Annotated in this window: 9 protein-coding genes; all 9 read right to left on the bottom strand. The window is 68.1% G+C overall.

Annotation, left to right across the window (positions count from 1 at the left end):
* Positions 1-166: 166 nt before the first annotated feature.
* A complete protein-coding gene (gene ribB / locus V7067_RS06585) occupies positions 167-1,273 on the bottom strand; it encodes a 3,4-dihydroxy-2-butanone-4-phosphate synthase (protein WP_334175088.1) in 1,107 nt (368 codons plus the stop codon).
* A gap of 184 nt (positions 1,274-1,457) precedes the next feature.
* Positions 1,458-2,417 carry a transaldolase gene (gene tal, locus V7067_RS06580; RefSeq protein WP_334175087.1) on the bottom strand — a complete coding sequence of 320 codons (960 nt, stop codon included), beginning with the start codon at positions 2,415-2,417 and terminating at the stop codon, positions 1,458-1,460.
* A gap of 46 nt (positions 2,418-2,463) precedes the next feature.
* The gene (gene tkt / locus V7067_RS06575; protein ID WP_334175086.1) at positions 2,464-4,470 is read right to left on the bottom strand and encodes a transketolase; all 2,007 of its coding nucleotides are present in this window, start codon (positions 4,468-4,470) and stop codon (positions 2,464-2,466) included.
* Between the two features lie 210 nt (positions 4,471-4,680).
* Positions 4,681-6,024, bottom strand: coding sequence for an aspartate aminotransferase family protein (locus V7067_RS06570; RefSeq protein WP_334175085.1), 1,344 nt, complete (start codon positions 6,022-6,024; stop codon positions 4,681-4,683).
* 2 nt (positions 6,025-6,026) lie between these two features.
* Entirely contained in the window at positions 6,027-6,836 is an 810-nt protein-coding gene (gene phnX, locus V7067_RS06565) for a phosphonoacetaldehyde hydrolase (protein ID WP_334175084.1), read from the bottom strand.
* Positions 6,836-7,984, bottom strand: coding sequence for a TIGR03364 family FAD-dependent oxidoreductase (locus V7067_RS06560; RefSeq protein WP_334175083.1), 1,149 nt, complete (start codon positions 7,982-7,984; stop codon positions 6,836-6,838). Before V7067_RS06560 ends, phnX begins: the two co-directional genes overlap by 1 nt.
* Positions 7,969-9,978 carry a putative 2-aminoethylphosphonate ABC transporter permease subunit gene (locus tag V7067_RS06555; RefSeq protein WP_334175082.1) on the bottom strand — a complete coding sequence of 670 codons (2,010 nt, stop codon included), beginning with the start codon at positions 9,976-9,978 and terminating at the stop codon, positions 7,969-7,971. The genes V7067_RS06560 and V7067_RS06555 overlap by 16 nt, the downstream gene beginning before the upstream one ends.
* Positions 9,971-11,071, bottom strand: a complete 1,101-nt coding sequence (locus V7067_RS06550; RefSeq protein WP_334175081.1) for a putative 2-aminoethylphosphonate ABC transporter ATP-binding protein — start codon at positions 11,069-11,071, stop codon at positions 9,971-9,973. The genes V7067_RS06555 and V7067_RS06550 overlap by 8 nt, the downstream gene beginning before the upstream one ends.
* 121 nt (positions 11,072-11,192) lie before the next feature.
* A partial coding sequence (locus V7067_RS06545; RefSeq protein WP_334175080.1) for a putative 2-aminoethylphosphonate ABC transporter substrate-binding protein occupies positions 11,193-12,098 on the bottom strand: 906 nt, incomplete at its 5' end.

Here is a 12,098-nt window from a genome sequence, read left to right as displayed (position 1 = left end):
CTTCAGCGTCCAGCGCCGGGCAGCGCCGCCCCGTCAGTGACCCGGCTTATAAGGGGCTGCCGGATGCCTGTCAACACGGGTTTTGAAGAAACTTGCGGCAGCGTGCCCACGAATTGCGCAACACGTTGAAAGGACGGGCCTCTTTCGGGCCCGTCCACAGGTCGTGTCACGCCTCTGTCAGAATCGTTTCGGCGATTTCGATGCCGAATCCGCCGAGTCCGACGTACTGGCGCTCCGACGAGGCGATGACGGAAATTGACCGAACGCCAAGATCGCGCAGAATCTGGGCACCGGCGCCGATTTCGCGCCACCGGTTCATGCGGGCAAGGGCGCTGGAGTGCTTCTCCCCGTCGCGTCCCGGCTCGGCCTGCTCATGGTCGGCGGTTTCGGCCTGCGCCTCGCGCAGATAGATCAGAACGCCGCGACGCTCGGCGCGAATGCGCGCCATGGCCGGCTCGGCCCAGCCGCGTCCGGCACCGGCGCCGAACACGTCCGCCAGCGGCTGTTCGCGATGAATGCGGCACGGCACCTTTTCGGCATCCTTCACGTCGCCGAACACCGCCACCAGATGCTCCAGCGGCTCGAACGGCGAGCGATAGACGAAGACCTGCGCCGGCAGACCGCCGATCGACATGGCCCTTTCCGAGACGCGATGAACGAGCTTTTCGGTGCGCAGGCGGTAGGCGATCAGATCCTCGATCGAGATAATCCTGAGGCCGTGCTCGCGGGCAAACGGCACCAGCTGCGGAAGCCGCTTCACGGTGCCGTCGTCGTTGACGATCTCGGACAGCACGGCAAGCGGTTCCAGCCCGGCAAGGCGGGCGAGATCGACGCCGGCTTCGGTGTGGCCGGAGCGCGTCAGCACCCCGCCGGGCTTGGCGATGAGCGGGAAAATGTGGCCGGGGCGCAGAAAATCGGAGGCGATGCAGTTGCGGTTCGCCAGAGCGCGGGCCGTGTTGCAGCGCTCCTCGGCGGAAATGCCGGTCGTCATGCCGACCTTGTAGTCCACCGTCACCGTGAAAGCGGTGCGCATCGGGTCGAGATTCTGGGCCACCATCGGGGCCAGATTCAGTTCCGCCGCGCGCTCGCCGTTCATCGGCACGCACAGGATGCCGCTGGTATGGCGGATCATGAAGGCGATCTTTTCCGGGGTCGCAGTTGCGGCCGCCAGAATGAGATCGCCCTCGTTCTCGCGATCGGTGTCGTCCACGACGACGACCAGCTCGCCTTCCGCAAAGGCCTGAACAGCGGCCTCGATCCTGTCGAGTTCCATGAGATTCGACTACCGTCTCTGCCGGCGGGCGGACACCCTGCGCCCTGCCGAAACTGGGCGGCGGCGCAATGGTCTCCGCCTGCCCGAACCGCCGGACCACCCGGCAATGAAAACGCCCGGCCGAAGGGTCGGCCGGGCGCAGACTAACGAAACCGATCCGGAGGCCTTTGGCAAGCCGGACGGGTCACTCCGCCAGCCGGCCGGCGACCAGCGCCCGCAACGTTGCAAGATCGCGGGCGAACTGGCGAATGCCTTCCGCCAGCTTTTCGGTCGCCATGGCATCCTCGTTCATGCCCCAGCGGAATGCGCGCTCGTCGAGCACGATGCGCGGCGGAGGCTCGACAACCGTCTCCGGCGAAAGCCGGCGCGGCAGCGGCCCCTGATCGGCCCCCAGCGTTTCCAGCAACGCCGGCGAGATCGTCAGCCGGTCGCAGCCGGCCAGCGCTTCGATCTCGCCCGGGTTGCGGAACGAGGCCGCCATGACGACGGTGCGGATATCGTGCGCCTTGAAATAGGCATAGATGTCGCGGACCGACTGCACCCCGGGATCGTCTTCCGCGGTATAGGTCTTGCCGGTCGACTTCACATACCAGTCAAGGATGCGGCCGACGAACGGCGAGATCAGGAACGCACCGGCATCTGCCGCCGCAATGGCCTGAAGCCGGGAGAAGATCAGCGTCAGATTGCAGTCGATGCCTTCCCGCTGCAGCACTTCAGCCGCGCGGATACCCTCCCAGGTCGCCGCGATCTTGATCAGGATGCGCTCGCGACCGATGCCGCGTGCGCCGTAGGCGGCGATCACGGCGCGGGCCTTGTCGATGGTGGCTGCGGTATCGAACGAGAGATCCGCATCGACCTCAGTGGAAACCCGGCCGGGCACCAGCGCCGTCAGCGCCGCACCGACCGAGACCGCCAGCCGGTCAGCCACCGCCGCGGCGACGGCCTGCGGCGTGCCGGACTGCGCGCGGCCCCAGCTCACCGCCTCGTCGAGCGTTTCGGCAAAGCGCGGCAGGCTCACAGCCTTCAGCACCAGCGTCGGGTTGGTGGTGCAATCCACCGGCTTCAGCTGGCTGACAGCATCGATATCGCCGGTATCGGCGACAACGATGCTCATTTCGCGCAGTCGATCGAGCTTCGAGACCATGGCCGCGGCCTTCCTCCGTTACGTCCTGCGATGCCGTTCCGGGCTGTCAGCGACCGGCCAGCGCGCGCGCCTTCGGCACGATCGCCTCAACCGTCAGACCGAAATGGCGGTAAAGTTCACCGGCCGGCGCGGACAGACCGAAGCCGCGCACGCCGCACACATCATCTTCGCGCGCCACATAGCGTGTCCAGCCGAAAGGCTCCGCCGCCTCGATGGCGAGACGCGGCGCGTTGCCCAGCACGGCGGCCTTGTAGGCGGCATCCTGCTCTTCGAAGCGCTCCCAGCTCGGCATCGACACCACGGCCGCGCGGATGCCTTCCCCCGCAAGGGCCTCGGCCACGCTGACGGCAAGGCTCACTTCCGTGCCGGTGGCGAGCAGCGTGATGTCGCGGCCGCCTTCGGCCTCCTTCAGCACGTAGGCGCCCCGGAACGGCTGCACCGCCGTGGCGGGATCGCGCCGCACCTGCGGCACCGCCTGACGGGAGGCGACCAGTGCGCTCGGCCCCTTGCCGCTCACGGCATCGTACCAGCACTCAAGCGCTTCGACGGGATCGGCCGGGCGATAGACCTTGAGGCCGGGGATCGCCCGCAGTGCCGCCAGATGCTCCACCGGCTGGTGGGTCGGACCGTCTTCGCCGAGGCCGATCGAGTCGTGGGTCAGCACATAGGTGACATGGGTTCCCATCAGTGCGCCGAGGCGGATGGCCGGGCGCGCATAGTCGGAGAACACCAGAAAGGTGCCGCCATAGGGCAGATAGCCGCCGTGCAGGGCGAGGCCGTTCATGATGGCCGCCATGCCGAACTCGCGCACGCCGTAATTGATGTGGCTGCCGGTGAAATTCTCCGGCGTCAGCGCGCTCTGCCCCTTGGTGCGGGTCAGCACCGAATGGGTGAGGTCGGCCGAGCCGCCCAGAAGTTCCGGCACCGCCGCCGTCAGCAGCTCAAGGGCACGCTGGCTGGCGGCGCGGGTGGCGATATCGGCCGGGCTGGCGACGATCGCGCGCAGGCCCTCTTCCACCTTGCCCTGCAGGTCGGCCGGCAGCCGCCCCTCGATGCGGCGGGTGAATTCGGCCCGCGCGGCCGCATCCGCCCCCTCAAGACGGGCCTGCCAGGCCGCCCGGCCGGCAGCACCGCGCGCGCCGGCCTTCAGCCACACGGCGCGGATCGCCTCCGGCACCTCGAACGGCGCATAGGGCCAGCCGAGCGCGGCACGGGTCTTCTCGATTTCGGCCGCGCCGAGCGGGGCGCCGTGGGCTCCCTCGCTGTCCTGCTTGCCGGGCGAACCGAAGCCGATGTGCGTGCGGGCGGAAATGAACACCGGCTTGCCGAGCTGGGCGCCGAGTTTGCGGGCCAGCGTGAAGGCCGCATCGATGGCTTCGGCGTCATGGCCGTCGACTTCCAGCGTCTCCCAGCCGGACGCGGCGAAACGGGCGCGCACGTCATCGCCGGTGGAAAGCGACGTCGAGCCGTCGATGGTGATGTGGTTGTTGTCGTGCACCACGATCAGCTTCGACAGGCCGAGATGGCCGGCGAACGAGATCGCTTCCTGGCTGATGCCTTCCATCAGGCAGCCGTCGCCGACGAACACCCAGGTGTGATGATCGACCAGATCGGCGCCGAACTCGGCCGCCAGCTTGCGTTCCGCCAGCGCCATGCCGACCGCGGTGGCAAGGCCCTGCCCCAGCGGGCCGGTGGTGGTTTCAACGCCTTCCAGATGGCCATATTCCGGGTGGCCGGCGGTGCGCGCGCCGAACTGGCGGAAGCGCTTCAGCTCCTCCAGCGTCGCCTGCTCATAGCCGGTCAGGTGCAGCAGCGCATAAAGCAGCATCGAGCCGTGGCCGTTCGACAGCACGAAGCGGTCGCGGTCCGGCCAGTGCGGCGCGCTGGGATCGAACCGCAGATGCTTCGTGAACAGCACCGTGGCCAGATCGGCCATGCCCATGACCATGCCGGGATGGCCGGACTTCGCCTTCTCCACGGCATCGATGCCAAGGAAGCGGATCGCATTGGCAAGGTCGCGGTGAGTGACGGCGGCGGACGCTTCTGAGGCCATGACGCGGAAGTCCCTAAATTCAGGTCAGAACGCCGCCGCGGACCGTCGCAGCCGGACGCTCATTCATTCTGCGCGCACAAAAGTGCTGCCTGCCCCGGTTTGGCAAGAGGGAACGTGCGTTTCTGTGCTTTTTATGGGCAAAATCACGGCCGCTGCGCCTAGCGATCGGGCGCCCGATGCCGCGAAATGCCGGCGGGCGCCCCATGCGACTCAGGCTCCTGCGCGGCTGAGGGCGCGGTCGAGAATGGCAAACGACTCGTCGAAATCGGCCTCGGCAATGGTCAGCGGCGGGCACAGCGTGAGCACGTTGCCGCCCCCGACCTTGAAGCTCAGGCCCTCGTCAAGGGCCGCATAGAGCGTGCGGTCGGCAAGCCCGGCACCGCTCACACCGGCATGGTCGCGCAAATCCACGCCGAAGAACGCCCCCATGTGACGCACCGCCCCGATGGCCGGATGCCGCGCCGCCAGCGCGTGCAGCGCCTCCCGGCCCCGGGCGCCCAGCCAGCCGGCGCGCGCGATCAGGTTCTCATTCTCGATGACGGCGATGGTGGCAAGCGCCGCGGCGCTGCCGAGCGGGCTTTTTTCATGGGTGTAATGGCCGAGCGCCACATCGCCGGCCACGTCCAGATCGCGGCGCACGATCAGCGCCGCCTGCGGAACGATGCCGCCGCCCAGCCCCTTGCCGATGGCCACCATATCCGGCACGCAGCCGATCGCCTCATGCACGAAGAAGGCGCCGCAGCGGCCGAGAGCAGAGGGGATCTCGTCGAAGATCAGCAGCGTACCGTGCCGCTCGCAACTCGCCTTCACCGCCTGCCAGAACCCCGGCGGCGGCGGTTCGGCCGTGGTCCAGCGCATCGGCTCGGCAATCACGGCGGCGACATCGCCCTGCACTGACAGCACATAATCGATGTAATCGGCCAGCCGGCCGGCCGCGCCGTCATCGTCGCCGAAGAAGCGGCGGGCGAGCCCCGGCCCCGGCACATGCTCCGTGCCCGGCAGCAGCGGGCCGGCATCCTTGCGGAACAGCGCCTCGCCGCCGACGGAGATCGCATCCAGATTGGCGCCGTGGAAGGAATCCCACATCGACACCGTCTTGTGCCGGCCGGTCGCATAGCGGGCCAGCTTCAGCGCCATTCCGATCACGGCCGAGCCGCTGGGCGCCAGCAGCACCTTACCGAGCGGCTCCGGGGCCAGCGCAGCCAGCTTTCCGGCAAACTGCACCGCCACATCGCAGGTGTAACGCCGCGGGCAGAACGGCAGCGTTTCGAGCTGCGCGGCAATGGCCGCCTTCACGGCAGGATGGCCATGACCGATCTGGTGCAGGCTGTTGCCGTGAAAGTCGAGCACCCGGCGCCCGTCGGCCATGGTCAGCCACGCACCGTCCGCCCCGGCCACCGCATCAAGGCACGGCGTGGACAGCGACTGGTGCAGGAAGACCGCGGCATCCGCGGCCAGCAGAGCCTGCGTCGCCGGCGCGCGCCCGGCCAGCCATTCCTGACGAAGAGGGGATGTATTGACATCCCCCTCACTTGCCCCGCCCTGCCCTGTCATGGTCAGGGGCGCTCGCCGCGGGCCAGCGCGCCCTCGATCTCGTCGAGGACCTCGTCGAGGTCGGCAACGCTGTCGATCACATAGTGCGCACCGGCGCGCACGAGTCTGGCGCAGGCCGCATTGCGGCGCGTCTCGAATTCTTCCGGCGACAGCGCCCCGGTCTCCTCGGGCGACAGTCCGAAGACGTTGCCGGAAAGCGCCACGCCCACCGTCCAGCACCCGGCGTTGAGGCCCTCGGCAATGCCGACTTCCGTATCGTCCACCTTCACGACCGACGAGGCCGGCCACACGCCAAGGTCGAGGAAGGTCTGATACATCATCAGCGGCGTCGGCCGGCCGGCCGCGAGATCGCCGGCGCAGACGAGATTATCCGGCACATAGCCCTGTGCGGCGGCGATCGGCAGCACGGGGGCCATGATCTCCCGGGTATAGCCGGTGGTGGAGCCGATCTTCAGCCCCCGCGCCCGCAGCCGCGCCACCGCTGCCGCCGCCCCCTCGATGAGGTCGGCATAGTCCGTCACCACCGCCGCGTTCATCGGCACGAACACCTCATAGACGCGGTCGATATCGGCCTCCCCGGCCGGCGCGCCGTGCACCGCGGCCCACGCCGCGGCAATGCGCGGCTGCGCCAGCAGGGTGCTGATATGATCGCGCTTGGCCATACCCATCGGCCCGCGGGCCTCCTCGATGGTGATCGGCACGCCAAACGTGGCGAAGGCTTCCACGAACACCCCCATCGGCGCCCGGGAACCGTGGTCGATCATGGTGCCGGCCCAGTCAAACACCACGGCCTGCAATTTCTGAGTGGTCATCACAGCGCTCCGTAAAGCTCGTCGAGGGTTTCTTCGGCAATCGCAAAGGCCGTGCTGGCGCCGGTGCCGCTGGTGACGATCACCAGCCGGATATCCGGCTCGGGCGCATCGCGCACCATCAGCCGGTCGGACAGGCTGGCGTAGGTGCCGTTCCAGCGCTCCGTGACCGCGGCGCCGGGCAGGTTCAGCACGGCGTGCATCTCGTCCAGAATCAGGCGGTCCACCGCCTCTTCGGCAAACGGCGCCGGGCTCCAGTCGTAATGGTGGCTGTCGCCGATGATCAGCCCGCCATCGCTGCCCTGCACGGCGATCAGGTGAATGCCGGCCGCCAGACAGGCGCCCTGCTCCGCCTCAAGCCGCGCGCGCAGCGCCGCCGCCTCCGGCAATTCGGAATAGCCGAGATAACGCACCAGCGAGAGATCGGACATGATCGCCGCCGGCAGGCGGAAACCGGCATCGCCCGGCATCACCTTCATCATGTGCAGCCGGCAGCGGGTAATGCCCATGGCGGCGATGCGCTCGGGAAACAGCGTCAGCAGATCGTCGCCGGGCGAAACCACCACCTTCGGCGCCTGCAGCGTGCCGGCGGTGGTCACCACCCGTCCGGGCTCCACCCCCTTCACCAGCACGCGGCGCAGAAAGGTCACCCCCCTCGCCTGCTCCAGCCAGCGTGCCAGCCGGGGAATGGCGTCCCGGCTTTCCACCCGCCGCTCGTGCGGGCTGTAAAGACCGCCCTGCAGCGGCCGGCCGGAAAGAACATCGCCGCAGGTTGCCCGCATCTGCGCGGCATCGAGCAGCCGGCACGCCTCGCCCATCGCGGTGCGGGAGAACGCCTCCAGCACCGTCATCGCCTCCGGCCGCTGCGCGACCACGACGAGGCCGGCGTGCTCCACCGCGATGCCGGCCTGCGGCGCGATTTCGGCCCACACATCGCGCGAGCGCATGGCGCGGCGCCAGCAGTCGCCGTCCTGCTGGCCGGTTACGGTCACGAAGCCGAAATTGCGCACCGAGGCACCGATGGCCCGGGCCTCGCGGTCGACCACCGCCACTTTCAGGCCGCGCCGCACCGCGGCCAGCGCATGGGCGAGGCCGACGATGCCCGCCCCCACCACCACGAGATCGAAGGATGAATTCAACGCTGACGCCATGACTGGGTTCGCCTCAGGCTGCGCGCGAGGATGGCATGGACCACCCGGGCGCCCAGATTTGTGTAGAAGATGAGCATGCACATGGCCGCCGCCGCCTGAATCTGGCCGGCGTCGTCCATGTTCAGCGCCGCCACGGCGGCAAGGGTCGTGGAAGGGGCATAGAGGAACACCACCGCGGAAACCGTCGTCATCGCGTTGACGAACAGGTAAGCCGCGATATCGAGCGCCGTCGGCAGGCACACCGGCAGCGTGACGCGGCTGAACATGCGCGTCATCGGCTGCTTCAGCGATGCCGCCACGGCCTCGAATTCCCGGTCCATCGCCTTCAGCGCGGTCAGCGCCGTCAGGTGGGAGACGGTATAGAAGTGCGTGATGGTGGAGATGACGAGGATCGCCATCGTGCCATAGAGGAAATGCAGCGGATTGGCCGCACTGTTGAAGAAGAAGATATAGGACAGGCCCAGCACGAGGCCCGGAATGGCCATCGGCAGCATGGCCAGCAACTGCAGCGCGCCCCGCGCCACCGGCAGGCCCCGGCCCTTTTCCACCAGATACGCGCCGGCGAGAACCACGCCCGTGCCGATGGCCGCTGTCAGCACCGAAAGCAGCAGCGAATTGCCGTAGGAGAACCAGCCGCCGCCGTCGACGCCCTCGAAGCTGAAGTGCTTCAGCGTCAGCGCGGTGTTGTAGGGCCAGAAACGGATCATCGCGGCATAGTGCGATACCCCCAGCACCGCCAGCAGCATCAGCGACACGGCGCCGACATAGGCGAGCGCCACGCCATCCGCCAGCCAGTTGCGCTGCGGTTCGAATGGCACCGCCCGCGCCCCCAGCAACGCCACCTGGCGGCGCGACACGATGCGGTCCACGATGAACGCGAACCCGGCCGGAATGAGCAGGATGACCGACACCACCGCGCCCATGGCGAAATTCTGCTGCCCCACCACCTGTTTGTAGATGTCGACCGCCAGCACCGAATATTCGCCGCCCACCACCTTGGGCACGCCGAACTCGGTGATGGTGAGCGTGAACACCACGAAGGCGGCCGAGACCAGCCCGTAGCGCGCCCCCGGCAGCGTGACCATGAAGAAGGTGCGCAGCGGCGAGGCCCGCAGCACCCGCGCCGCCTCGTAGAGCCGCGCATCGGAAATGGCCAGCGCCGTGGCGATGATCATCAGGGCATGGGGAAAGGTGAAGAACACACAGCCCGCCACAATGCCCGGCGCACCATAGATCGACGTGCCCAACATCAGGCTTTTCAGCAAACCCTGATTGCCGAACAGATAGACCAGCGACAGGCCGGCGAGCAGCGAGGGCACCAGAATCGGCACCATGGCGACGGTGCGGAACAGCCCCTTGAACGGCATCGCGGTGCGCGTCAGCGCATAGGCGAAGCCAAATGCCAGCGTCACGGTGATGACGGTCGTCAGCACCGCCACGGTCAGGCTGTTGAGGATCGACTGCGTCAGCGCCGGCGTGCGGAAATAATCGACGAAGTTCCCGGCCGAGCGGATGGTACCGGCGCGCAGGATCAGCCGGCGCAGGTTCTCACCGTCGACCTCGGCCCATTCGCCCGGCGCCACCGGCTGGCCGCGCAGCTCCAGAGCCCCCTGCCCGGCCGCGCCGCTGAAACGCACCCGCACCGCCGAAACCGGCTCGCCGGCGAAGTTGCCGCCCGGCAACATCTGCGCCGCGCTCAGCGAAGGTCCGCGCCGCGCCTGCAAAACCGGCCCCGGAAGCCCCAGTTGCGGGGCCGCCGTCTCCAGCGTGCCAAGGGCATGAACGCCCGAGGGCGTCGTCACCTCGATGTCGAAGGCCGGATAATCGAAGCTGCGCACCTCGGTCGACTTCAGCAGCATGGCCCCGATCGGCAAGGCCAGACTGATGACCAGATAAAGCCCGATCATGACTGTGAACAGCAGCATCAGCCGGTCGTCGCGACCGGCCGCCATGCGCAGCGGCCGCGACGGCGCAGCAAGGGCACCCTCAGCCATGGGCGGCCTCCCGGTCATAGAGGCGGAGGCGGCCGGCCGGCAGGCTGACGGGCAGCCGCGCGCCGGCGGAAAGCCCGAGCCGGCGGGCGGCCGCCTGCGGCACCTCGGCAATCACCACATCGTCGGGGCAGGCCGGGTGCGTCAGCCGCGCCCGCACATGGCCGCCGAGAAACTCCACCGGCCCCACATCCATGGCCAGTCCGTTGCCGGCGTCGTCGTCGCCGGCCGGCCCGAGCTGCACGTCTTCCGGCCGGATGGCAGCAATCGCCGGGCTGCCCGCGGCGCGGCCGCCGGTCGCCACCGCAATCGGCAGCGGACCGAAGCGCACGCGGTCCTGCGCGGTTACCGTCACCGGCAGGAAGTTCATGGCCCCGATGAAATCCGCCACGAACCGCGTCGCCGGATTGTCGTAGATTTCCTGCGGCGTTCCGGCCTGTTCCACGCGGCCGGCATTCATGATGACGATGCGGTCGGCAATCGCCAGCGCCTCTTCCTGATCGTGGGTCACCATGATGGTGGTCACCCCGAGGCGCGCCTGAAGCTGCTTCAGCTCCTGCCGCAGGTGCAGCCGCACCTTGGCATCGAGCGCGCTCAGCGGCTCGTCGAGCAGGATCAGACCCGGGTTGGGGGCCAGCGCCCGCGCCAGCGCCACGCGCTGCTGCTGGCCGCCGGAAAGCTGAGCCGGATAGGCCCCGCCCCGCTCTTCCAGATGGATGAGCCTCAGCAGCGCCTCAACGCGCTCGTTAATGTCGGCGCGCTTCATGCGCCGGTTTTCAAGCCCGAAGGCGATGTTCGCGGCAACACTCAGGTTGGGAAACAGCGCATAGGACTGAAACACGATGCCGAAATCGCGCTGTTCGGGCGGCAGGCGGGAAATGTCGCGCCCGGCCTGAACGATCCGGCCGCCGGTCTGGATATCCAGCCCGGCGATAGCCCGCAGCAAGGTGGTCTTGCCGCAGCCGGACGGGCCGAGGAAGCAGACGAACTCGCCCTCCCCCACCTCCAGCGACACTTCGCTGAGCGCCACGAACGGCCCGAAGCGCTTGGTCACGTTCTCGACAGCCAGATAGGACGGCCGAAGACCACCGGACATCGCGTCCCTCCCCCACATCGCACCTGCGCCCCGACGATCCGGGCGCGCAGCCCTGCAGGCCGGGCGCGGCGGAAGAGCTGTCCCTTCCGCCGCGCCCGGCCTCGATTCGCCGCGGTGCGGATTATTTCTTCGGCTCGGACTTGGCGTCGTAACGGGCGCGCCACTGGTCAAGAATTTCCGCGCGGTGCGAAGCAGCCCACTCGAAATCGTTCTTGATCAGCTTGTCTTTGATGCCCGTCGGCAGGTTCTTCACGGGCTTTTCCAGCGCCGCATTAGCCAGAATTGCGTAGTTGTCGGCGTAGATCTGCATCGCCGGTTCGGAAACCGCCCAGTCGATGAGCTTCCGGGCCGCTTCCGGGTCCTTGGCACCCTTGAGGATAGCCGAGGCCTCCATATCCCAGCCCACGCCTTCCTTCGGCACCACGGCCACGATCGGCGCGCCGTCGCTGATGAGCTTGGCGGCGCGGAACTCAAACGAGATGCCGATCGGATATTCACCGGAGGCCGCCAGCGTGCACGGCTTGGAACCGGAGTGCGTGTAGGTGGCGATGTTCTGGTGCAGGGCATCCATGAAGGCCCAGCCCTTCTGTTCGCCCATCATCTGCAGCCAGCTCGACACATCGAGGAAGCCGGTGCCCGACGAGGCCGGGTTCGGCATCACGATCAGGCCCTTGTATTCCGGCTTGGTCAGATCGGCCCAGCCTTCCGGGATCGGCAGCTTGCGCTTGTCCATCTCCACGGTGTTGACGCACAGCGCCGCCGCCCAGGCGTTGGTGCCCACCCACGCCGGCGGGTGATCCTTGTCGACGAAGCGCTTGTCGAGGATGTCGTAGCCCTTCGGGGCGTAGGGCTCCAGCATGCCCTCCTGCTTCAGCAGCAGCAGCGAGGTCGCCGCGGTGCCCAGCACCACATCGGCCTGCGGGTTGTCCTTTTCCGCCAGCAGCTTTGCGGTGATGACGCCGGTGGAATCGCGCACCCAGCGAATGGTGATGCCGGGGTTCGCCGCCTCGAAGCTCTTCTGGTAGAT

This window comes from Pseudoxanthobacter sp. (assembly GCF_036822375.1).
Taxonomy (GTDB): Bacteria; Pseudomonadota; Alphaproteobacteria; order Rhizobiales; family Segnochrobactraceae; genus Pseudoxanthobacter.
The sequence above is the reverse complement of the archived record's forward strand: the minus strand, read 5'-3'. Positions and strand labels throughout refer to the sequence as shown.